The organism is Streptomyces sp. 7R007 (assembly GCF_054850255.1).
The window spans coordinates 301770-324092 of sequence record NZ_JBTWMV010000006.1; the positions used below are offsets into that span (position 1 = coordinate 301770).

Consider the following 22323-nt stretch of genomic DNA (forward strand, 5'->3'; position numbering starts at 1 on the left):
GAGGGCGGGGTGCCGGCGATGCGCGTGGTCACCTGGAACGTGTGGTGGCGCTTCGGCGCCTGGGCGGAACGGCAGAAGGCCGTCCTCGCCGTGCTGCGGGACCTGCGGCCGGACGTGGTGGGCCTGCAGGAGGTCTGGTCGGCCGGCGACGGCAACCTCGCCGGGTGGCTGGCCGACGAACTGGGCCTGCACTGGGCCTGGGCCCCGTCACCGGCCTCGGACCGCTGGCAGCGGCGGATCGGCGAGCCCGGGGTGGAGGTCGGCAACGCGGTGCTGAGCCGCTGGCCGGTGGTGGAGGAGGCGGTGCTGCGGCTGCCCGCCCCCGAGCACCTGGACGACGGCCGGCTCGCCTTCCACACGCGGCTGGCGGCACCCTCGTTCGAGATCCCGTTCTTCACCACGCACCTCACCTCGGCGCCGGACGCGTCGGCGGTCCGCTGCCAACAGGTCACCGCGCTCGCGGAGTTCGTGGCGGCCCACCGCTCCGGCACCGACTTCCCGCCCGTGATCACCGGCGACTTCAACGCCTGGCCCGACTCCGACGAGATCCGGCTCTTCGGCGGCTACAGGACGGCCCCCGCCGCGCCGGGCCAGGTCTTCCTCGACGCCTGGGAGTACGCCGACCCCACGGCCCCCTCCGCGACCTGGGACCCCGCCAACCCCCACGTCCGGGTGGCCCCGCCGGCCCGCATCGACTACATCCACGTCGGCCCCCCGGGCCCCACCGGCCTCGGCCATGTCCGCACCGTCCGCCGCGCGGGCGCCGCCCCCGTCGACGGCGTCTGGCCCTCGGACCACGCGGCGGTGGTCGCCGACCTGACGGACACCCCTCAGCCGTCCTGATAGTGGATCAGGTCCGGCAGGACCGCGGAGCTCACCGGCGCGGTCAGGCGGTACTCGATCAGCCTGGCCGGGCAGCCCTGGGCGACGAGCTGCGTGACGGCCGTCAGCCGGTGGTTGCCGTCGAGGACCAGGCAGCGGTCCGGGCCCAGCGCGAACGTGGCGAGGATCAGCGACAGGCCCTCGCCGTCGAGCCGGGCCGAGTAGTGCTCCCGCAGCACCCGGATGCGGGACCGCCGGTCCTCCCGGAGCACGGACGCGTCGGCGGCGAGTTCCGCGTGCCGGATGGGCACGGCGTCCGGGTGGTCGTACCGGACCTCGCCGGACCCGGACCCGTCCCGGTACCAGGGGGCGTGGTAGCCCGCCAGCGTGGTGAGCGTGTAGGGCGGAATGTCGGTGGAGACCATGGACAGCCGGACGGTGCCGTCGCCGCGCCCCGCCATCTCCGTCAGCGCCGGCCAGTCGAGGGAGGTGCGGATACGGTCCGGTCCCTTGGTGAAATGGGCGCGGAAGACGTCGAACGGCACGCCGCCGGTCGCGATCCGCAACAGCTCCCGCGTGCTCGTGTCGATCCCGTCGGACCAGTGGGCGGCCATGATCGCCGACCTCCTCGCGTTGAACTCGGCGGTCTCCCGCAGCCCTTCGACCGCGGTGACGAGGTGGGACCAGTCCTCGGCCGTCCAGCGGGCGTGGGAGTGCAGGGACGAGCCGAGTGTGTCCGTGACCGTCTCCAGCACCCGGGCGACCGTGCGCAGGTACTCGACCTGCATGGGCTGCCGGGCGAGGGGCACCAGCGACAGGCCCGACCGGCAGTCGTACACGGCCCTGTGGGTGCGTTCGGGACCGCTCGCCCGGCGCAGCGCCGTCACCGAGAACGTGAGGTAGGCGACCTTCTCGGTCAGTTCCAGATCGGCCAGGGCCTCCTGGATGTTGCCCTGCCGGCGGGCGAGCAGCATGCCGACGATCATCGTGGTGACCGCTCCCAGACCGAAACTGGACGCCCAGTCCGACCAGCTCCACGCCTGGCCGCGCCACCACAGGAACAGATCCATCACTCCGGCGGTGACGGGCAGGACGGCCAACGGCCAGTAGTCCGCCCACAACGACCGCGCTCTCGGCATCACCCACTCCTCCGCACAGAAGACACGCGAGATCGTCCGGCGGTTCCCCGAGCCGGCGCAACCGCTACGGACGCCCCAGGAACACCGGATTGGTGAACGCCGCCATCGCCCCCGGCACCGGCCCCGCCGCCGTCTCGTGCCGCAACTCCGCCCGCACGTAGGCCGCGTACGCGGCCGTCGTGCGCCACTCCACGACTCCCGACCCCGCGACCGGCAACGGGCCACCGGTGAACAGCACGCCCTGGTCGGTGACGAACCGCACCGTGCAGCGCGGCGCGCCGGAGACCTCGGCGCGGACGGTGACCGGGGTTCCGGCGCCGACCGCCAACCGCTCCCCGACACCGGCGCGTTCGCCGCTCTGAGCCGTCACCGTGAAGGACAGCGACACGTTCGCCGACTCGGCCACGTACGACCGCCCCGCCCGGATGCCCGCCAGGACCGCCTCCCGGGTCAGGTCCTCGGCGAGCACGACCGTCTGCGGCAGGCCCACGGCGTCCGGGGCCCGGTGCGCATCGCTGTTGCCCATGGCGGGGAGCCAGGACCCCGAGCCGGCCGAGGCGACCAGCATCCCGTCCCACTCGGCCAGCGCCACCTCGTCGTCCGGTGTCCACGGGCCGTTCCACACCTCCACCGCGTCCGCCTCGGCGAAGCCGAACTTCCAGGCGCAGCCGATGCAGGCGGCGTGCGGGTGGGCCGGGACGACCAGGCCGCCGGCCTCGCGGATGCGGCGGGCGTGGTGGCCGAAGCGGTCGTCCCGGGCGCGGTAGCGCCAGTCGACGAAGGTCCCCGGGTCGGTGCCCAGGGCCAGCACATGGCCGTTGCGGGTGGTCACCTCCTCGCCCAGCAGGATCAGCAGGTCCTCGCCCGCCGACGGGGCCCAGTGCGCGTGCGAGCTGTGCGTGTTGTGGTCCGAGGAGTTGATGAAGTCCAGGCCCGCCGCCCGTGCCAGCGCCGCGATCTCCTCCGGTGTGCGGCGGCCGTCGGAGTGCCGGGAGTGCAGGTGGCAGTCGCCGCGGTACCAGGCCCGGCCCCGGCCCCGGGCCCGCTCCGGCGGGTAGACGGGTCGCGGCGTCTCGCCGGGCTCCCCGTACGTCAGTGTGACCGTCAGCTCGTACGACAGCCCCTGCGGCGCCACCGTGTACGGGCCCAGCGCCACATGCCAGGTGCCCTCCCGCACCGGCCCGGGCACATATCCCGGCGTGGCGTCGTCCGCGCGGACGAAGAACTCCGAGCGCGCCCCGCCCGACCAGCCGCGGAAGCCCCGCTCGGTGCCGCGCTCGTCGAAGAGGCCGATGTCGAGCGCGTTGCCCTGGGTGCCGGCCGGCACGGAGGGCCTGTCGTAGGTGTAGGAGACCCTCAACTCCCGCACGGACGGCGGTACGTCGACGGGCACGTACACATAATCCGGGGAGCCCGGGGGCAGGGTGCCGCGGATCGTCGTCACGCTCTCCACCGTAGGGCAGGGGAAGGTGACCGACCAGTCGGTATGGACAGGGGGGCCGGATGTCGGTACAGATGGGACATGCGTATCGCCGTCACCGTCTTCCTCACCGACGAGACCATCACCCCCGTCCGGCTCGCCCGTGAGCTGGAGGAGCGCGGTTTCGCCGGGCTGTACCTGCCCGAGCACACCCACATCCCCGTCGAGCGGACCACCCCGTACCCGGCGGGCGGCGAGCTGCCGCGCGAGTACGGCCGGACCCTCGACCCCTTCGTCGCCCTCGGCCAGGCGGCCGCGGTCACCGAGCGGCTCGGTCTGGGCACCGGCATCACCCTCGTGGCGCAGCACGACCCGATCGACCTCGCCAAACAGGCCGCGACCCTCGACCACCTCTCCGCCGGCCGCCTCACCCTCGGCGTCGGCTACGGCTGGAACGTCGAGGAGGCCGCCGACCACGGGGTCGAGTGGCGCACCCGGCGGGAGCTGGTGCGGGACCGGATGGCGCTGATGCGGGCGCTGTGGGCGCCGGAACCCACGCCGTACGAAGGGGAGTTCGGGAGCGTGCGGGCCTCGTACGCCCACCCGAAGCCCGTGCGCGAGCCGCGCGGCCCGGTCGTCGGACCGCGCACGCTGATCGGCGGAGCGGCCGGACCGAAGCTGTTCGCCCACATCTGCGCGTACGCGGACGGCTGGCTGCCCATCGGCGGGCGCGGGCTGACCGAGTCGCTGCCTCTGCTGCGCGCCGCCTGGGCCGACGCCGGCCGCGACCCGGATGCGCTGGAGGTGGTGCCCTACGCCGTCTTCCCGACCCCCGGCAAGCTCGCCCACTACGCGGACCTGGGCATCGAGGAGGTCGTGGTCCAGCTGCCGCCCGGGGGAGAGGCGGAGGTGCTGCGGGCGCTGGACGGTTACGGGGCCTTCCTGGGCTGACCCCTGGGCGCTGATCAGTACGACCGTATTCTCGAAGGATGACGACTTCCGCGACCCCCGGAACCGGCGGCCCTACCGACAACTCCATGCGTCGCGCCCTCAAACGCGCCCGCGACGGCGTCGCCCTCGACGTCGCCGAGGCGGCCGTCCTGCTCCAGGCCCGCGGCGAGGACCTGACCGACCTCGCCGCGTCCGCCGCCCGGGTGCGCGACGCCGGTCTGGAACAGGCGGGCCGCCCCGGCGTCATCACGTACTCGAAGAGCGTCTTCATCCCCCTCACCCGGCTGTGCCGGGACAAGTGCCACTACTGCACCTTCGTCACCGTCCCCGGCAGGCTGCGCCGGGCTGGGCATGGCATGTTCATGTCGCCGGACGAGGTCCTCGACATCGCCCGCAAGGGCGCGGCCCTCGGCTGCAAGGAAGCCCTCATCACCCTCGGCGACAAGCCCGAGGACCGCTGGCCCGAGGCCAGGGAGTGGCTGGACGCGCACGGCTACGACGACACCATCGCCTACGTCCGCGCCATCTCCGTCCGCATCCTGGAGGAGACGGGCCTGCTGCCCCACCTCAACCCGGGCGTGCTGAGCTGGACCGACTTCCAGCGGCTCAAGCCCGTCGCGCCGAGCATGGGCATGATGCTGGAGACCACCGCGACCCGGCTGTGGTCCGAGCCCGGCGGGCCGCACCACGGCTCGCCCGACAAGGAGCCCGCCGTCCGGCTGCGCGTCCTGGAGGACGCCGGCCGCTCCTCCGTGCCCTTCACCTCGGGGCTCCTGATCGGCATCGGCGAGACGTACGAGGAGCGCGCCGAGTCCCTCTTCGCGCTGCGCCGCGTCTCCCGCGCCTACCACGGCATCCAGGAACTGATCATCCAGAACTTCCGCGCCAAGCCGGACACCGCGATGCGCGGCATGCCGGACGCCGAGCTGGACGAACTGGTGGCGACCGTCGCCGTGGCCCGGCACATCATGGGCCCGAGCGCCTGCCTCCAGGCCCCGCCCAACCTGGTCGACGACGAGTACGAGCGCCTGATCGGCGCCGGCATCGACGACTGGGGCGGCATCAGCCCGCTGACCATCGACCACGTCAACCCCGAGCGCCCCTGGCCGCGCATCGAGGAGCTCACCCGGCGCTCCGAGGCGGCCGGATTCACACTGCGGGAACGTCTCTGCGTCTACCCCGAGTTCGTCACGCGCGGCGAGCCGTGGCTCGACCCGCGGCTGCTGCCGCACGTCCGGGCGCTGGCCGACCCGCACACCGGGCTCGCCCTGCCGGACGCCGTCGTCGAGGGCCGCCCGTGGCAGGAGCCCGAGGAGGTCTTCACCGCCGCCGGCCGGACCGACCTGCACGCCTCCATCGACACCGAGGGCCGTACGACCGACCGCCGCGACGACTTCGACGAGGTCTACGGCGACTGGGACGCCCTGCGCGAGGCGGCCGCGCCCGGCATGGCGCCGGAGCGCATCGACACCGACGTCCGGGCGGCGCTGGCGACGGCGGCCGACGACCCGACCCGGCTGACGGACGCCGAGGCCCTCGCGCTGCTGCACGCCGACGGCCCCGCGCTGGACGCGCTGACCCGGATCGCGGACGACGTGCGCCGCGCGGCCGTCGGCGACGACGTGACGTACATCGTCACCCGCAACATCAACTTCACCAACGTCTGCTACACCGGCTGCCGCTTCTGCGCCTTCGCCCAGCGCCGCACCGACGCCGACGCCTACACGCTCTCCCTGGACCAGGTGGCCGACCGCGCCCAGCAGGCGTGGGACGTGGGCGCGGTCGAGGTCTGCATGCAGGGCGGCATCCACCCCGACCTGCCCGGCACGGCGTACTTCGACATCGCGAAGGCCGTCAAGGCCCGCGTCCCCGGCATGCACGTGCACGCCTTCTCGCCGATGGAGGTCGTCAACGGCGCGACCCGCACCGGGATGTCCATCCGGGAGTGGCTGACCGCGGCGAAGGAGGCCGGCCTGGACACCATCCCCGGGACGGCCGCCGAGATCCTCGACGACGAGGTCCGCTGGGTCCTCACCAAGGGCAAGCTGCCGACGGCCACCTGGATCGAGGTCGTCACGACCGCGCACGAGCTCGGCATCCGCTCCTCGTCCACGATGATGTACGGCCACGTCGACCAGCCCCGCCACTGGCTCGGCCACCTGCGCACCCTCGCCCGCATCCAGCAGCGGACCGGCGGCTTCACGGAGTTCGTGACGCTGCCCTTCATCCACACCAACGCGCCCGTCTACCTGGCGGGCATAGCCCGGCCCGGCCCCTCGACGCGGGACAACCGGGCGGTGACGGCCATGGCCCGGCTGCTGCTGCACCCCTGGATCCCCAACATCCAGACCAGCTGGGTGAAGCTGGGCACGGAGGGCGCGGCCGAGATGCTGCGCTCGGGCGCCAACGACCTGGGCGGCACGCTGATGGAGGAGACCATCTCCCGGATGGCCGGCTCCTCCTACGGCTCGTACAAGTCGGTCAGGGACCTGGTCGCCGTGGCGGAGGCGGCCGGCCGCCCGGCACGGCCGCGCACCACGCTGTACGGCGAGGTGCCGGAGGAACGGCAGCGGGCGGCCGCCGCCTCGGACGGGCATCTGCCCGAGCTGCTGCCGGTGCTGGACTGAGGAGCGGAGGCATCACAGTACGATGATCGGACCCCTGTTCCGACGGGTTCCAGGGGTCCTGTAACCGAGGAGATGCGTGCCGTGCCAGCCCCGAAGGTCTGGGTGACCGGTCTGACGGTGGGAGCGATCGCCGCCGTGGCCGTCCTGGCCGTGCAGGCCGACAAGGGCGCCAAGCCCAGCGCGGTGGCCGCGCCCCCGAGCGCCTCGGCGTCCCCGAGCGCGCACCCCTCGAAGCCGGCCGCGCCGGCCGCCGTCCCGGCCGGCTCCGGCACGGGCCGCCGTATCGTCTACTCCCTGGGGAAGAAGACGGTGTGGCTGGTCGACGCGAGCGACGCCGCCCGCCGCACCTTCACCGTCTGGCCCGGGACGGTGAGCCCCGACCCCGGCACCTACACCATCGGCACCCGCGCCCAGGGGCCCATCACCGGCTCCGACGGCGTGAAGATCGAGCACATCGTGTACTTCACCGTCAAGTCGGGCGTGAACGTGGCCTTCTCCAACGCCGTCGACGGTTCCTCCCCGCCGCCGGCCTCCGGGACGCAGACCGGCGGCATCCGGATGCACACGGCGGACGGGGCGGCCCTGTGGTCGTTCGGCACGGTGGGCACGACGGTCCGGGTCGTCGACTGACGGTCACTGCGCGGAGCGGCTCCCGGACGGCAGCTGTACGACGAGCAGGACGACCCCGCTCAGCAGGAACACCCGCATCGCCGCGTCCAGCCCGTTCCAGTCGTCGGACTGCCACATCGCGAACCACTCCCCGCCGATCGCGATGAAGCCCGCGCCGAACAGCAGCATCAGCATGAGCAGGCCGTACGTCGAGATCCGGCGGGCGCTCGCGTGGTCGCGGCGGGCCCACAGCCAGGTCGCCCAGAGCAGCACGAGCGCGGCGGCCGTCTCCCACACGATGATCGCGACGTACACCGCGTCCTGCACACCGTGGTTCGTGATCGCCCGCCACATCAGGTCGTCGTCCTTGAACGTCGTGTCCATCGCCAGGACGTGCCGGACGAACTGCTGGTTCGTCCCGAAGTCCGTGATGTTGCCGAAGGCGACGAGGGCGATGTAGAGGGCGACCGTGGCGGTGAGGAGGGCGGCGGTGAGGGTGAGGGCTCGTGAGGTGGGTGATGCGTTCGTGGCCATGCCGCATTCCTTCCCCGTCCCGTCGTGCGCCGGCGGCACGCATTGAGCCAAAATGAGGCCGGGACGCCACTCCGCGCGGGGGGAGACGGGATGGGGCCGAGTCGGCCGTCGATGCGGGAGCTCATAGAGCGGCGCAAACGCGGGGGATTCATCGGCCGGCGCGCCGAGATCGAGCGCTTCCGCAACAACTTCGACATACCGCTGGACGACGAGCGGCACAGCTTCGTCTTCCACGTCCACGGCATGGCCGGCGTCGGCAAGTCCTCCCTGGTGCGGGAGTTGCGCGAGGTCGCCGTCCAACGTGGCGCGGTCACCGCCACGTTGGACGAGACGGTCAACTCCGTCCCCGAGGCCATGGCGGCGATCAGCGCCCAGTTCGCCGAGCAGGGCTGCGAGTTGAAGGCCCTCGACAAGCTGCTGGCCACCTACCGCCAGCGGCGCCACGAGGCGGAAGTGGCCGCGGCCGCCCCCGAGACCGCCCCCGGAACCGCGCCTCCTTCCGCGGGCGGCATGGTCGTGGCCCAGGCCGGGCTCATCGGCCTGGGCATGCTGCCCGGCGTCGGCGCCTTCGCGGGCGCCGTCGACCCCGCCCAGGTCGCCCACCAGGCCGACCGGCTGAGAGCCGTCATCAGCCCCCGGCTGCGCAACCACGACGACGTCCAACTCGTCCTGGAACCCCTGAAGGTGCTCACCCCCGTCTTCCTGACGGAACTCGACCGCATCGCCGAGCAACGGCCCTGGATCGCGCTGTTCTTCGACACCTACGAACGCACCGCGCCCTTCCTGGACCCCTGGCTCGCGGACGTCGTCGCCCACAACCGCTACGGCAGCCCCCCGGGCAACACGGTCGTCACCCTGGCCGGACAGAACGGCCCCGACCCCGCCTGCTGGGGCGACTACACCGGCTACGTCACCGAGTGCGCCCTCAACCCCTTCACCGAGTCGGAGGTGCGCCAACTCCTCGCCAGTAAAGGGGTGGTGGACGAACAGGTCGTACGGGACGTGCTGCGCTTGTCCGACCGGCTGCCGGTGCTGGTGAAGACCCTCGCCGAGCACGCCGACAACGACCCCGGCACGGTCTCCGACCCCGCCGCCACCGCCGTCGACCGGTTCCTGCGCGGCGAACGGGACCCGCGGCTGCGGAAGGCCGCGCTGGACTGCGCCTTCCCGCGCCGCCTCGACGAGGACGTCTTCCGCGCGGTCGTCGGCGCGGACGCGGTGGGGTCGTACACCTGGCTGCGCGGCCTGCCGTTCGTGAGCGACCGGGCCGGCCGGGCGGTCTACCACGACGTGGTGCGCAAGATGATGCTCCGGCTCCAGCGCACCCGCTCACCCCACCAGTGGGCCGAACGCCACGCCCACCTCGCGCAGACCTACGGCCGGTGGCGGGCGCAGGCCGCGGACGGGCGGGACGCCGGGGGACGGGACGCGGACGAGCTGTGGGCCGACCCGGTCTGGCGCGAGCTGCGGGCGGAGGAGCTCTACCACGCCCTGTGCGCCCGCCCCCGCACCGCCCTGCCCGACGCCCTCGGAGACGTCGTCGACGCCTGCCGCTCGGACGCGGCGGCGGTCCGGGTGTGCGCGCAGGCCCTCTCCGACGCCGGGGAGCAGACCGAGACGGCGCAGACGGCGGCCTGGGGGCGCGACCTCCTCGCGGCGCTCAGCGAGGAGACGGACGGCGTCCTGGCGGCGCTCGCGGTCCTGCTCGGCCACGGCGGACTGAAGGCGCCGAAGCGGGCCGAGGCGCACTGCGTGCGGGCGCAGCGGCTGCGCAGGGCGGGGGAGTACGACCTCGCCCTGACCGAGTGCCACCGCGCCGTCGCCCTGGACCCCGACTCGGCGACGGCCCGCTACGAACGCGGGGTGGCGCTGTCGCTGCTCGGCGAGGACGAGGCCGCCCTCGCCGACCTCGACCTCGCCGACCGGCTGCGGCCCGACGACTGGGCGATCCTCTTCGAACGCGGTGACGTGCTGCAGGACCTCAACCGGCACCGGGAGGCGCTGGCGGTCTTCGACCACATGCTCGCCCTCGACCGGGCGGACGCCGTGGCCTGGGCGTGCCGGGCCTACAGCGAGCACGCCCTCGGCGACTCCGAGCAGGCGCTCGCCGACTTCGGCCGGGCGCTGGAGATCGACGACACCTACCTGTGGGCGCTGGTGCACCGGGCCGAGGTCTACCGCGCGCTGTCCCGCCTCGACGAGTCGTTCGCCGACCTGGACCGGGCGGTGGAGATCGGCGGTGACCGCGCCTGGGTCGCCTCGGAGCGCGGCGACGCCTACCGGCTGGTCGGGCGGTACGAGGACGCCGTCGCCGAACTCGGGCGGGCCTGCTCCCTCAACCCCGAGCACGCCTCCGCGCACGCCGGCCGCGGCTACGCGCTGGCCGCCCTCGGGCGCAACGAGGAGGCCCGCGCCGCCTACGACGAGGCGATCCGGCTCGACCCCGGCTACGCCTGGGCGCTGGTGCACCGCAGCCGCCTGAACCAGGCCGAAGGGGACCCGCGGGGCCGGTGGGCCGATCTGGACCGGGCGGTCCGGGCCGACCGGGGGGCCTGGGCGCCGGCGATGCGCGGACTGGTGCACTGGGAGGAGTACCGCAACGAACAGGCGCTCGCCGACTACGACCTCGCTCTGGAGCGCGACCCCGGCGACGGCTGGGTCCGGGCCCTGCGGGGCAGCGTGCTGATCGAACTGGGCCGGGACGCCGAGGCGTTCACCGACTTCGACCGGGCCGTGGAACTCGGCCACGACCAGGTGGACGTCCTCACCAGGCGCTGCGCGGCCCACCGCAAGCGCTGGAGGTTCCGCGAGGCGTTCGGGGAGCTGGAGCGGGCCCTCGCGCTCCAGCCGGACCGGGCGCACCTGCACAGCGAGCGGGCGGACGTGTTCCTCGCCGTGGGCGACCTCCCGTCGGCCCGCGCGTGCCTGGAACGACGCCTGGCGGCGGAGCCCGGGTCCGGCTACGCCCGCAGCAGGATCGTCGACACGCTGAGCCTGTCCGGCGCCCAGGACGAGGCGCTGCGCTACCTGAACGCCCACGAGGCGGAGTTGCGGCGGTACGACCCCGAGGAGACCGCGAAACAGCGCTGGTTCGCCGAGGCCCTCTCCGGCACCTGGGAACGCGCGCGCGGCGAGGCCGAGTGGCTCTACACCCACGACACCTTCTTCGGCGCCCACACCATGGCCCTGGCCACGGCCCTGCGCGACGGCCCGCGCGACGCCGAGCCGCTGTGGGAGGAGGCCGGGCGCAGGGGCCCGCTGCCCGGCGGCTCCGCCTACCGCAGCTTCGACCGGGCCGCCGTCTTCTGGGGCCGCGGTGACTGGCCGGCGGGCGACCGGCTGTACGCCGAGGGCCTCGCCCTGCATCCCGACTGGGAGGACCTGACCAACCTCCTGCACCTCCTGACCCTCCTCGCCCGCTGCCCCGGCGCCGACCGGTCCCTGCCCGACTCCCGCCGCGCCGAGGTCTCCCGCACCCGGGACGCCCTGCGGGCACGCTTCTCGGAGCAGACGGGCGGGTGAGCGCCCGGCCGGAGGGCGTACGAGCGCCGCCCGGCCGAAAGTCGCCCACCGCGTCACTCCGCCCACGTCCGGCATATGCCGCGGCCCCTCAACCCAGGGTCCCCGTTCGATTACAGTGCTGAACGGTCAAGTGTGCGGGCGGTGCCGATCGGGAGGGCTAGGTGAGCGGGACAGCCGGGGCCGTCTGGGGCCGTGCGGAACAACAGGACTACCGCAGCCGGGTGCGCGGCGCGCTGCTGGGCTCGGCCGTCGGCGACGCGCTCGGGGCGCCGGTCGACGGGCTCGCGATCGAGGAGATCCGGGAGGCCTACGGCGCCGAGGGACTCGTCGACCTGGGGTTCGGCTACGGGCGGCGCGGCGCCGTCACCCACCTCACCCAGCTGACCCTCTTCTCCGTGGACGGCCTCATCCGCGCCCAGGTCCGCCGCGACACCGGCGCCTGGCACCCGCCCACCGATCTGCACCGGGCCTATCTGCGCTGGGCCGCCACCCAACGCGACTGGGGCCCCGACGAGCGGCGCAAGGACGACGGCTGGCTCGCCCGGGAGGAGTGGCTGTACGCGCGCCGGGACCCGACCCGCGCCCTGCTCATCGGGTTGGGCGACGACACCATGGGCACCCTGGAGGCGCCCAAGAACCCGGCCGAGGTCGGCCCGGAGGCGGCGGGGCGGTCCATGCCCTTCGGGCTGCTCGTCGGCTGGGAGCCGCAGCTCGTCGTCCAGCTGGCCGTGGAGTGCGCCGCGCAGACCCACGGGCACCCCACGGCGTACCTGACGGCGGGCGCGTACGCCGTCATCGTGCACGCGCTCGCCCGCGGCGAGAGCCTCGACGGGGCCGTGCAGCGGGGGCTCGGGCTGCTCGCCGCGCGCCCCGGGCACCAGCCGGTCTCGGGGGCCCTGCAACACGCCCTGGGCGCGGTGCGGCAGGGCATGCCCACGCCGGAGCGGGTCGCCGAACTGGCCGGGGACGGTACGGCGGACGGGGTGCTGGCCGCCGCCGTGTACTGCGCGCTGGTGGGCGAGGACGTCCGGCACGGCCTGTGCCTGGCGGTCAACCACGACGGCCCCTCGGGCGCCACGGGCGCGCTGACCGGGGGGCTCCTGGGCGCCCTGCACGGCGAGACGGCGCTGCCGCCGGCCTGGCTGGCCGAGCTCGAGGGCCGCCCGACGATGCTCGAACTGGCCGACGACTTCGCCATGGAGATGACCCAGGGCCCCGCGCTGCACGGCCCGGCGGGATCGTCGCCCGGCTGGCTGGTCCGCTACCCCAGGGCGTGACCGGCCCGCCCGGCGCCTCACACGCCGTCCAGCAGGGACGCCAGGCCCCGGTCGAACTGGGGCGTCACCGTCTCCGACTCCGCGCCCGGCTCCGTCACGGCGTACGAGCGCAGCAGGAAGCGATGCAGGGCGGCCGTGTCGAAGCGGACCACGGCGATGCCCTCCGGGGCGTGGAACTCCACGGTCGTCCGCGACGGGCCCGACGGGTGGACGCGTACGGTGCCCACGCCCACCGGGCTGCCCAGCCCCTCCTCCAGCAGGGTCCGCGCGAACGTCCAGGTCACCTGCTCCCCGTCGAGCGAGATCCAGGCCGGGAAGGAGAAGTGCACGGCCAGGGGGTCGCCGGAGGCGTAGCGGAGGGTGACGGGGACCGCCAGCTCCTCCTGGTCGGGGGTGAGCAGACGGGCGCCGGTGGGCTGCTCCAGGGTGATGTGGCGCATGGGCGGTCTCCGGGGTGGGGCGGGCGCGGGCGGTCGGACGGACTGCGGGACGATCTGTGATCTTGGAGCGCGCAACGGGCGCTGTGATTACGCGAGTTGCACAAGAAAGTGCTGTGACGTGCGCCACTCCCGCAGCACGGAGAGAGCCGCTCGCCTCCCCCTCGACGAGGGGGAGGCGAGCGGCTCGGTGGTTCACATCCGGCAGTCCACGGCCGCCGTCCTCAGTCCTTCACCACCGTCCTGCCCACCACGTCCTCGACGTCGCTCACCGGCCCGGGCACCGCGACCGCGTCCCCGTCGGTGTTGACGCGGTCGATGATGGCGAGGCGGTCGGGGGTGTCCTCCGGCTTCAGGTAGCCGATGAGGACGTACAGGACCAGGGAGACCGCCAGCGGGACGGAGACCTGGTACTGGAGCGGGACGCCGCCGTCCACGTTCCAGTTGATGGGGTAGTTGACGAGCCAGAAGGCCAGCAGGCCCAGCGCCCAGCTGGTGAGGGCCGCCGTCGGGCCGGAGCGGCGGAACGGGCGCAGCAGGCCGAGCATCATCGGGATCGCCATCGGACCCATCAGACCGGCCACCCACTTGATGACGACCGTGATGATGTCCTTGAAGGTGGGCGAGTTGACCTGCGTGGCCGCCGCCATGGACAGCCCGAGGAAGACCAGGGTCGTGACGCGGGCCGCCACCAGTCCCGCCCGCGAGTCCCACGCCCGCGCCCGAGCGGACAGCACCGGCGCGCAGTCCCGCGTGAACACGGCCGCGATCGCGTTGGCGTCGGAGGAGCACATGGCCATCGTGTGCGAGAAGAAGCCGACGATGACCAGGCCCAACAGGCCGTGGGGGAGGAGCTGTTCGGTCATCAGGCCGTAGGAGTCGGAGCCGTCCGGCTTCTGCGCGTGGACCAGCAGCGGGGACATCCACATCGGGAAGAACAGGACCACCGGCCACACCAGCCACAGCACCGCGGACAGCCGCGCCGACCGCTCGGCCTCCCGCGGACCGGCCGTCGCCATGTACCGCTGGGCCTGGTTGAGCATGCCGCCGTTGTACTCGAAGAGCTTGATGAAGAGGAAGGCGAGCAGGAACACCGTGCCGTACGGGCCCGCCAGGCCGTTCCCGTGCCCGTGCAGCGCCGGCTCGTCCCAGGCGCCGAAGAAGCCGATGCCCTTGTCGTTCAGCTTCAGCACGACCGCCACGAACATCGAGATGCCGGCGAGGAGCTGGATGACGAACTGCCCGAGCTCCGTCAGCGCGTCCGCCCACAGGCCGCCGATCGTGCAGTAGACGGCCGTGATCGCGCCGGTGATGAGGATGCCCTGGTTCAGGGTGATCCCGGTGAACACCGACAACAGGGTCGCGATCGCCGCCCACTTGGCGCCCACGTCCACGATCTTCAGCAGCATGCCGGACCAGGCCAGCGCCTGCTGCGTCTTGAGGTCGTAGCGGTTCTTCAGGTACTCCAGCGGGGAGGCGACGCCGAGTCGCGAGCGGAGCCTGTTGATGCGGGGCGCGAACAGCTTCGAGCCGATGGCGATGCCCAGCGCGATGGGGAAGGACCAGGTCACGAAGGACGTCACGCCGTAGGTGTAGGCGATGCCCGCGTACCCGGTGAACAGGACCGCGCTGTAGCCCGACATGTGGTGCGAGATGCCGGACAGCCACCAGGGCATCTTGCCGCCGGCGGTGAAGAAGTCGCTGACGTTGCCGACCTGCTTGTGGGACCAGATGCCGATCGCGACCATCACACCGAAGTAGCCGATGAGCACGACCCAGTCGAGACTGTTCATGTGCCCCCTTCCAGGGTCCGCCTTGTGAACTCCACTCAGATGGTTGGCACTTCGCCTGAGCGGGGTAGGGGCGAGGCAAGCCGCGCGAGGCCGCGAAGTGCCCGCTCATCGTGGGTTCGGTTAAGCGGACACGACAAGCGAGCGTAAGGTCAAGAGCGGGCAAAAATGTTCCGCTAGTTGACCTACGTTCACACACATGAACAGTCGATCATGGCCGAAAGGAGCCCGGCGAAGCCGTCAGCGCATCAGCTCCCCCGCGTTCACCAGCAGCGACTGGCCGGTGATCGCCCGCGCCCGGTCCGAGGCGAGGAACACGGCCGCGTCCGCCACGTCCCCGTCCGTCGCCAGGTCGGGCAGTGCCATGCGCGAGGTCAGCCGCTTCAGCACCTCACCCTCCGGCACCCCCTCCGTGTGCGCCGTGAACTGCACGTACGCCTGCACCGGCGGCCCCCACATCCAGCCCGGCAGCACGGTGTTGACCCGCACGCGGTGCGGCCCGAGCTCCCTGGCCAGCGAGTACATCGCGCTCGTCAGCGCCCCCTTGGAGGCGGCGTACGCGGCCTGCCGCACCTGCGTCGGGGCGGCCACCGACGACTGCGTCCCGATGAACACCACCGACCCGCCGCGCTCCTTGAGCGCCGGCAGACACGCCCGCGTCATCCGCAGCGTCCCCAGCAGGTTCACGTCCAGCACCCCCTGCCAGGTCGCGAAGTCCGCGTCCTCCAGGCCGCCGAAGCAGCTGTCCCATGCGGCCACGTGGACCACCGCGTCGATCCGGCCGAACCGCTCCCGCGCCAGCGCCGCCAGCGCCTCGCACTGCGCCTCGTCGGTGATGTCGGTCGCCCGGTACGCCGTGTGCGCGCCGTCCGGGTCGATGTCCGCGGCGGACTTCGCCAGGTTCGCCTCCGTGCGCGCCCCCAGCACCGCGTCGCCGCCGTCGCGCACGACCGCCGCCGCGACCCGGTGACCGAGCCCGGCGCCGACACCCGAGACGACGACGGTCTTGCCCGTGAGCAGTGACATCCGAGCCTCCGGGGGTATGGCCATTCATCTGACGGAGCGTCAGAGTATGGGCGACCGGCGGAGGACGGAAGGGGAGCGACGTGAGCGAGGACACCCGCAGCGACGTGTACGCGGAACTGGCCGCCGTGGGACCGTACGGGGTGAGCCCCGGGCACGCCCTGATCACCATGGTGGAGCCGCACCCCGGCCACGAGTACGCGTACAACCGCTGGTACGAGGACGACCACTACTACGCGGGCGCCATGGCCATGCCCTGGATGTACGCCGGGCGCCGCTGGGTGGCCACCCGGGACCTCCAACTCCTGCGCTACCCCGAGAAGTCGGCCGTCGCCCAGCCCGTCACCGCCGGCTGCTACCTCTCGACGTACTGGATCACGGACGGCCGCTACGCCGACCACATGAAGTGGACCGTGGCGATCAACAAACGGCTCAACCGGGACGCCCGCGTCTACCAGGACCGCACGCACGTCTTCACGGCGTTCCAGGACCACGAGACGACCGTGTACCGGGACGGGGCGGCGGGGCCGCGGGACTTCCACGCGCTCGACCACCCGTACGCGGGGCTGGTGGTGGAGGTGATCGACGCCGAATCGCCCGAGCAGCGCGCGGAGTTGCTGGAGTGGCTGCGCTCGCGTCACCTGCCCAAGCGGGTGGCCGGCTCACCGGCGGCGATGGTGACGGTCTTCCGGCCGACGCCGCTGCCGGGCGACCGTATGACCTATGTCAAGCAGGTCGAGGGCGTCGGCACCCGGCTGACGCTGCTGTGGTTCCTGGAGACGGATCCGCGGGAGTGCTGGGAGGCGTACTTCGGCGGGCTCGACGCGCCGGTGCGGGAGGCGGGGCTGGGCCGGGTGGAGCTGGTGGCGCCCTTCATACCGACCGTGCCCGGCACGGACCGGTACGTCGACCGGCTGCGGTGACCGGACCGGACGCGGGCACAGCGGAGCCCCCTCGGCAAGGACGGCGAACTGGTCGAGAGGGCTCTTGCGGTGCTGCTGTGCGGTATCTCGTGGTGGAGGTGGTGTCAGGACTTGATCGACGCCACGAACGCGTTCCACGCCTCGGTCGGGAAGTCCAGTACGGGGCCCTCCTGAACCTTGGAGTCCCGGACGGCCATGGCCTCGGTCACCGGTGACTTGATCTCGACGCACGCGCCGTTGCCCGTGGAGTAGGAGGACTTGGTCCACGTGTGCGTGGCGCCCTGACGAATTGCCATTTTCTGCTCCGTAATGCCAGTCGTGGAGTGCTGTCACCGCATGACGGGACCGTCTCCGAACCCGCAGCGCGGTTTGCGCCAACCTTGCTGTGTGATTGGCGTGATCGACGCTACTCGCACACCTCGGCCTACGAAGCGACTATTCGCTCGACTGGGTGGCATATTCCAGGTGGGACTTCCACTGAGGGCCGGGGAAGGTGTACTGTGCGGCACCTTCCGTCGAGGAGCCTCCTCCGCGGACGCCCTCGCCGCGCTTCAGCGCGCGTACTCCTTGGCCGCGTCCGCGATGAACTGCCGTGACTGCTCCGGGTTCAGCGCCTGCGCCCTGAGGTGCTCGTACATCACGCTGTACTTCTGCACGTCGTTCGCCTTCTCCAGGTACAGGTCGCTGGTGACGCCCTCGATGTACACGACGGAGGAGTCGGCCGCGTCCGGGAACTCCAGGATCGCGTACTGGCCGTTCAGCCCCGGGTGCGCGCCCATGTCGAACGGGATGACCTGCACGGTGACGTGCGGCAGCTGCGACTGCTCGACCAGATGCTCCAACTGGTCCCGCATCAGCGAGCGGTTGCCCACCACCCGGCGCAGCGCGGCCTCGTCCATGACCGTCCACAGCCGCAGCGGGTTCTCGGGGGCGGTGATTCGTTCCTGCCGGCGCAGCCGCACCTGCACGCGCTTGTCCACGTCGGCCGCCGCCGTCTCCGGCAGCGCCCCCGCGATCAGCGCCTCCGCGTACTGCCGGGTCTGCAGCAGGCCGGGGACGACCTGGGGATCGTAGACCCGCAGACTCGCCGCGTCGGTCTCCAGCCCGATGTACACGCTGTACGGAATGTCGCCGAACGAATGCCACCACCCCTGCTGGCGGCTGTCCTTGGCCATCTGCATCAGCGAGTCGACGATCCGGTGGTCCTCGACCTCGTACACCCCGCACAGATCGCGCACGTCGCGCTGGCTGATGCTGCGCCGCCCGTTCTCCAGGCGGCTGATCTTCGACTGCGACACCAGCAGCCGCTCGGCGACCTCTTCGGCCGTCATGCCCTTGAGTTCACGGAGCCGGCGCAGCTCCTGGCCCAGCCGGCGCCGCCGTACGGTGGGATTGACATTCGACGCCACGGAACGTGCACCTCCGGCTGCGGACCTCTGCTTGCCCTGCTGCTTGCAACTATGCGTATCTGCTGCTGAGCAGATTGCCACCAAGGTGCTTACTACCGCTGGGAAACGGTGGATATGCACGGCGTACGCGCCAGTTCCGGCCCCCCGCGCGAAAGCGGCCGCGCGAGGCCGCGGAACCGTTACGCCGGCGCCCGGGGGGACGGACGGCGTACGACTCCACGACCCCGCGCGGCCGGCGGCTCCCGTACCGGATCTCGGGGACTGGGTGCGGCGGTATGTCGTATGTCGCGGAACTGCTGTCGTGGAACTGCGGCTCAGTGGGCCACGACGCGCGCCATCGGACCTCGGCGCGGCTGCATCGGAACGCCACGAGCGGGTTCCGGTGCGGCCCGGGTGCCGGCGGTGGCCTGACGGCCCGCCGGGGCCGGGCTGCGGCGTGGCTGGGCCGCCACACCGTTCTGGACGTCCATCACGGCGTGCGCGACGAGCCCGCCCATGGGGTCGTGCCGGATCAGATCCCGCAACCGGGACCGGGACGAGCGTCCCTCGTTCCCCGGGTACAGGTGCTTGCCGAGACCCACCGCGTGCGCCAGGGCGGCGAGCGCCGCGGTCCGCGGGTCCGGCGGTACGCCGGTGCGGATCGCCGAGTCCAGCCGGGCCCTGATCTCCCGGCTGATGGCGTTGTCCGTCGCCTGGTAGCGAGTCGTCGGCAGCACCCCGCACATCTGGCCCGCCACGGCATGCACCATGCCGCACCGCTCCAGATGCGAGAGGTAGGTCTGGCGCAGCCCCAGCCGGGGCCCGCCGATCCAGTGGACCGCCCGCACCGGAGCGCCGCGCCTTCGCAGCAACTCCAACGCGCAGTCCAGTGTCGGATCTCCTGTCGGCCGTGGTACCACCACGGCGATACGATCCCCGTCTGGGGCTATCCGTCCGGCCAGCGCCAGCTCCACTAGCTGTGCTCCGGCCAGACCGAGGTCGAGCGACTGCGGCTGTGCAGTGGTACCCGTGGCCGGGTCCAGTGCCAGCAGCAGAAGCTCCTCCGGAAGTGTTCTGCGGCTCCTGCCCATCCATGCCTCCCCGCGTGGATGAATGACAGGGTGACCCCTCTCACATTGGTCTGTCGAGGGTGCGTGACCTGTTTGTGAGGGAACCGGTAGGTATGTCGTTCTCGTCTACCGCAGGGGTTAAGCCCACACACAGGACACTGGTACATGGTTCGGACAGCGCGGTGGAGCGGTGTCCCGGGCGGGCGGTTCACTGTTCGGTAGGCGCACGGATGGCGTGCGTGCGGCACGGAGGAGGCATCGGTGGCGGGCGAGTCCCCCGACAGGTCGAAGCAGCGCGAGTCGTCGGTGGAACCGACGTCGGGGAGCGCGGGGCCGGTTCCCGAATCCGGCGGCGGGGAACGCGACCCGCGTCTGGCGATGACGTCCGAGCCGCGCGGGGGCGTGGACACGGCGACGCGGATCCTCTCGGTACGGGACCTGGCGACGGACGCCGAGAACGCGAGCGAAACCCACCGCACCGACACGAATGCCGACCGACTCGAGCGGGAGCCCACCGAGGGGACGGATGACGCCGAGGGGGCGAAGGACGCCGACCGGGCTGAGACCGAGGCTGCTGTGAAGGACGCTGGGCGGGCTGACGATGCCGACCGGGCCGAGGCCGGGGCCGAGGACTCCGGCACCACTGAGGCCGACGCCGGGGCTGAGGACGCTGGGCGGGCCGCCGGCGGGGTTGAGGGCGCTGGGCGGGCCGATGTCGAGGCTGAGGACGCTGGGCGGGCTGATGCCGGGGCTGAGGATGCCGCGAGGGCTGCGGGCGGGGACGTCGGCAGGGCCGAGGGCGGGGCTGCGGTGAAGGATGCCGGCGGGACTGAGGCTGGGGTTGCAGGGGCCTCGAAGGCCGGGACTCCGGGGGGCGAGACGCCGGAGGCGGCTGCGTCCGGAGGCGGGGCTTCGGAGGCTGGGGTGCCGGGAGACGGTGCCTCGGAGGGCGGGGCCGCGGAAGTCGGGGCTTCGTCGGACGAGACGCCGGAGGACGGGGCTTCAGCGCAGGAGGGTTCGGCGGAGAGTGAGGCTTCGGCCGGCGGTGACGCTGCCGAGGCGGGTGCCGGCGCTGCTGGCGGTGACGTGAGTGACGGGGCCGGGGACACGCGGCTGCGTGCTGCCGTGGCGGCGTGGGTGCGGTCCGGGGACACCGAGGAGCAGTCGGACGAGGAGCCGAAGGCGACCGAGCCCACGGCGGACGAGGACGCCCCGAAGGCCGAGCCCGCCCCCACCGACGACAAGGCCGACGAAGAGGCCCCGTCCGCACGGGGCAACGAGGACGCCCCGAAGAGCGAGTCCGCGAGCGGCGACGAGCCCGCAGCCGCCGATGGCGAGGACGCCCCGAAGGGCGCGTCCGTGCGTGACGACGAGCCCGCAGCCGCCGATGGCGAGGACGCCCCGAAGGGCGCGTCCGTGCGTGACGACGAATCCGCACCCGCCGATGGCGAGGACGCCCCGAAGGGCGCGTCCGTGCGTGACGACGAATCCGCAGCCGCCGACGGCGTGGACGCCCCGCAGGGGCCACCCGCGGCCGACGACGCATCCCGCACGGGTGGTGCGGGTGGGAGCACCGCGCAGCGCCACGCACCCGCAGCCGCCGACGGCGTGGACGCCCCGCAGGGGCCACCCGCGGCCGACGACGCATCCCGCACGGGTGGTGCGGATGGGAGCACCGCGCAGCCCCACACACCCGCACCCGCCGACCACGCCCCGCCCCGCGACCAGCCCGTCGACCAACCCACCGCCGTCTTCAAGCGCCCCAAGCCCCAGGTCGACCAGCCGACCACCATGCTCAAGATCGGCGACGTCCCCAGGGACACCCCCACCCCGAAGGACGCCCCGAAGACCGCTCCCGAGAGCCCCAGCGAGCGCACCAGCAAGTTCGTCGCCCTCAAGCCTCTTGACGACCCGGCGACGAGGAAGCCCGCCAAGCCTGCGCAGCAACCCGCCGACGCCACCACCCCCGTCCCCGCCGTCGGCCCCGAGCGCACCACCCAGCAGCCGCTCCCCCCGAAGCCCCCGCTCGACCTTCTCGCCGAGCTGACCAACACGCCCCCGCCCCCGGACACCCCCGTCCGCACGCTCGTCCGCCGGATCAAGATCTGGACCCCCCTGGTCCTCCTCCTGGCGGTCGTCTTTGCGATCGTGCAGGCCGTCCGCCCCCTCCCGACCCCCGGCCTCACCCTCACCGCCGAGGAGTCCTACACCTTCGACGGCACCAAGCCCGACCTCCCGTGGCCGGCCGAGGGCCAGGGCTGGCTGGACGTCAACGGCATCGGCACGATGGGCGACTTCGGCCGGCAGACCCCCGTCGCCATCGGCTCCGTCGCCAAGGCCATGACGGCGTACATCGTCCTCAAGGACCACCCCATGAAGTCCGGCGAGGACGGCGAGAAGATCACGGTCGACGCCCTCGCGGAGAAGGAGGGCGGCTACGACAAGGACGGCGAGTCCACCCTCAACACCGTCAAGAAGGGCGACGTCCTCACCGAGAAGCAGGCCCTGTCGGCGATCATGATCCCGTCGGCGAACAACATCGCCCGCCTCCTCGCCCGCTGGGACGCCGGCTCCGAGGCCGCGTTCATCAAGAAGATGAACGACACGGCCAAGGAACTCGGCATGACCGACACCACGTACACCGACGCCTCGGGCCTGAAGGAGACCACCGTCTCCACCGCCCACGACCAGGTGAAACTCGGCAACGAGCTGGTGAAGATCCCGGCGCTGACGGACATCACCAAGCTGCCCAGCTGGAAGGACCCCTCCGGCCAGACCTGGCAGAACTACA

Annotated in this window: 17 protein-coding genes; 8 read left to right on the top strand and 9 right to left on the bottom strand. The window is 72.6% G+C overall.

The annotated features are described in order from the left end of the window. The first annotated feature begins 18 nt into the window (after positions 1–18). A complete protein-coding gene (locus tag ACYF6T_RS11280) occupies positions 19–843 on the top strand; it encodes an endonuclease/exonuclease/phosphatase family protein (RefSeq protein WP_461695618.1) in 825 nt (274 codons plus the stop codon). On the opposite strand, the gene ACYF6T_RS11285 is transcribed toward ACYF6T_RS11280, so the two are convergent. Next, positions 831–1961 (bottom strand): hypothetical protein, encoded by a 1131-nt coding sequence (locus ACYF6T_RS11285; RefSeq protein ID WP_461695620.1) that lies wholly within the window; start codon positions 1959–1961, stop codon positions 831–833. The two genes, ACYF6T_RS11280 and ACYF6T_RS11285, sit on opposite strands and share 13 nt — an antisense overlap. A 64-nt stretch (positions 1962–2025) precedes the next feature. Beyond that, complete coding sequence (locus ACYF6T_RS11290) at positions 2026–3591, bottom strand: CehA/McbA family metallohydrolase (protein ID WP_461695621.1); 1566 nt, start codon at positions 3589–3591, stop codon at positions 2026–2028. On the opposite strand from ACYF6T_RS11290, the gene ACYF6T_RS11295 reads away from it, so the two are divergent. The 3 genes from ACYF6T_RS11295 (at position 3484) to ACYF6T_RS11305 (ending at position 7589) form a co-directional block, all read left to right on the top strand. Further along, positions 3484–4332, top strand: a complete 849-nt coding sequence (locus ACYF6T_RS11295; protein WP_461695622.1) for an LLM class F420-dependent oxidoreductase — start codon at positions 3484–3486, stop codon at positions 4330–4332. The genes ACYF6T_RS11290 and ACYF6T_RS11295 overlap by 108 nt on opposite strands. A 38-nt stretch (positions 4333–4370) precedes the next feature. Next, positions 4371–6959, top strand: coding sequence for a bifunctional FO biosynthesis protein CofGH (locus ACYF6T_RS11300; protein ID WP_461695624.1), 2589 nt, complete (start codon positions 4371–4373; stop codon positions 6957–6959). 72 nt (positions 6960–7031) lie between these two features. Then, positions 7032–7589 (top strand): hypothetical protein, encoded by a 558-nt coding sequence (locus tag ACYF6T_RS11305; protein ID WP_461695625.1) that lies wholly within the window; start codon positions 7032–7034, stop codon positions 7587–7589. A gap of 3 nt (positions 7590–7592) precedes the next feature. Here the strand turns inward: ACYF6T_RS11305 and ACYF6T_RS11310 are convergent, their stop codons facing one another. Beyond that, complete coding sequence (locus tag ACYF6T_RS11310; protein WP_461695627.1) at positions 7593–8102, bottom strand: DUF2165 domain-containing protein; 510 nt, start codon at positions 8100–8102, stop codon at positions 7593–7595. Between the two features lie 111 nt (positions 8103–8213). Here ACYF6T_RS11310 and ACYF6T_RS11315 point away from each other — a divergent pair, with 111 nt between their 5' ends. Together ACYF6T_RS11315 and ACYF6T_RS11320 are read left to right on the top strand one after the other, a co-directional pair. Beyond that, positions 8214–11624, top strand: a complete 3411-nt coding sequence (locus ACYF6T_RS11315) for a tetratricopeptide repeat protein (RefSeq protein WP_461695628.1) — start codon at positions 8214–8216, stop codon at positions 11622–11624. Between the two features lie 161 nt (positions 11625–11785). Next, positions 11786–12901 (top strand): ADP-ribosylglycohydrolase family protein, encoded by a 1116-nt coding sequence (locus tag ACYF6T_RS11320; RefSeq protein ID WP_461695629.1) that lies wholly within the window; start codon positions 11786–11788, stop codon positions 12899–12901. A 17-nt stretch (positions 12902–12918) separates the two neighbouring features. On the opposite strand, the gene ACYF6T_RS11325 is transcribed toward ACYF6T_RS11320, so the two are convergent. The 3 genes from ACYF6T_RS11325 to ACYF6T_RS11335 all read right to left on the bottom strand — a co-directional run bounded on the left by ACYF6T_RS11325 (position 12919) and on the right by ACYF6T_RS11335 (position 16154). Beyond that, complete coding sequence (locus tag ACYF6T_RS11325) at positions 12919–13341, bottom strand: SsgA family sporulation/cell division regulator (protein WP_461695631.1); 423 nt, start codon at positions 13339–13341, stop codon at positions 12919–12921. 221 nt (positions 13342–13562) lie between these two features. Next, the gene (locus ACYF6T_RS11330; protein ID WP_461695632.1) at positions 13563–15131 is read right to left on the bottom strand and encodes a sodium:solute symporter family protein; all 1569 of its coding nucleotides are present in this window, start codon (positions 15129–15131) and stop codon (positions 13563–13565) included. Between the two features lie 237 nt (positions 15132–15368). Next, entirely contained in the window at positions 15369–16154 is a 786-nt protein-coding gene (locus tag ACYF6T_RS11335) for an SDR family oxidoreductase (protein ID WP_461695634.1), read from the bottom strand. An 80-nt stretch (positions 16155–16234) separates the two neighbouring features. On the opposite strand from ACYF6T_RS11335, the gene ACYF6T_RS11340 reads away from it, so the two are divergent. Then, complete coding sequence (locus tag ACYF6T_RS11340; protein WP_461695635.1) at positions 16235–17074, top strand: hypothetical protein; 840 nt, start codon at positions 16235–16237, stop codon at positions 17072–17074. A 104-nt stretch (positions 17075–17178) separates the two neighbouring features. Here ACYF6T_RS11340 and ACYF6T_RS11345 read toward each other — a convergent pair whose 3' ends face one another. The 3 genes from ACYF6T_RS11345 to ACYF6T_RS11355 form a co-directional block, all read right to left on the bottom strand. Continuing rightward, a complete protein-coding gene (locus tag ACYF6T_RS11345; protein ID WP_461695636.1) occupies positions 17179–17370 on the bottom strand; it encodes a DUF397 domain-containing protein in 192 nt (63 codons plus the stop codon). A 255-nt stretch (positions 17371–17625) separates the two neighbouring features. Then, positions 17626–18483, bottom strand: coding sequence for a helix-turn-helix domain-containing protein (locus ACYF6T_RS11350; RefSeq protein WP_461695637.1), 858 nt, complete (start codon positions 18481–18483; stop codon positions 17626–17628). Positions 18484–18797: 314 nt separating this feature from the next. Beyond that, entirely contained in the window at positions 18798–19553 is a 756-nt protein-coding gene (locus ACYF6T_RS11355; protein WP_461695638.1) for a GOLPH3/VPS74 family protein, read from the bottom strand. A 1065-nt stretch (positions 19554–20618) separates the two neighbouring features. Here ACYF6T_RS11355 and ACYF6T_RS11360 point away from each other — a divergent pair. Next, positions 20619–22323: D-alanyl-D-alanine carboxypeptidase family protein (locus tag ACYF6T_RS11360; protein ID WP_461695640.1), on the top strand; the 1705-nt coding region annotated here is incomplete at its 3' end.

What these genes read in the sequence shown, in the direction of transcription:
- ACYF6T_RS11280 (WP_461695618.1), top strand. Translation starts at nt 19, where the DNA reads ATGCGCGTGGTCACCTGGAACGTGTGGTGGCGCTTCGGCGCCTGGGCG.
- ACYF6T_RS11285 (WP_461695620.1), bottom strand. Translation starts at nt 1,961, where the DNA reads ATGCCGAGAGCGCGGTCGTTGTGGGCGGACTACTGGCCGTTGGCCGTC.
- ACYF6T_RS11295 (WP_461695622.1), top strand. Translation starts at nt 3,484, where the DNA reads ATGCGTATCGCCGTCACCGTCTTCCTCACCGACGAGACCATCACCCCC.
- ACYF6T_RS11300 (WP_461695624.1), top strand. Translation starts at nt 4,371, where the DNA reads ATGACGACTTCCGCGACCCCCGGAACCGGCGGCCCTACCGACAACTCC.
- ACYF6T_RS11305 (WP_461695625.1), top strand. Translation starts at nt 7,032, where the DNA reads ATGCGTGCCGTGCCAGCCCCGAAGGTCTGGGTGACCGGTCTGACGGTG.
- ACYF6T_RS11310 (WP_461695627.1), bottom strand. Translation starts at nt 8,102, where the DNA reads ATGGCCACGAACGCATCACCCACCTCACGAGCCCTCACCCTCACCGCC.
- ACYF6T_RS11315 (WP_461695628.1), top strand. Translation starts at nt 8,214, where the DNA reads ATGCGGGAGCTCATAGAGCGGCGCAAACGCGGGGGATTCATCGGCCGG.
- ACYF6T_RS11325 (WP_461695631.1), bottom strand. Translation starts at nt 13,341, where the DNA reads ATGCGCCACATCACCCTGGAGCAGCCCACCGGCGCCCGTCTGCTCACC.
- ACYF6T_RS11330 (WP_461695632.1), bottom strand. Translation starts at nt 15,131, where the DNA reads ATGAACAGTCTCGACTGGGTCGTGCTCATCGGCTACTTCGGTGTGATG.
- ACYF6T_RS11335 (WP_461695634.1), bottom strand. Translation starts at nt 16,154, where the DNA reads ATGTCACTGCTCACGGGCAAGACCGTCGTCGTCTCGGGTGTCGGCGCC.
- ACYF6T_RS11345 (WP_461695636.1), bottom strand. Translation starts at nt 17,370, where the DNA reads ATGGCAATTCGTCAGGGCGCCACGCACACGTGGACCAAGTCCTCCTAC.
- ACYF6T_RS11355 (WP_461695638.1), bottom strand. Translation starts at nt 19,553, where the DNA reads ATGGGCAGGAGCCGCAGAACACTTCCGGAGGAGCTTCTGCTGCTGGCA.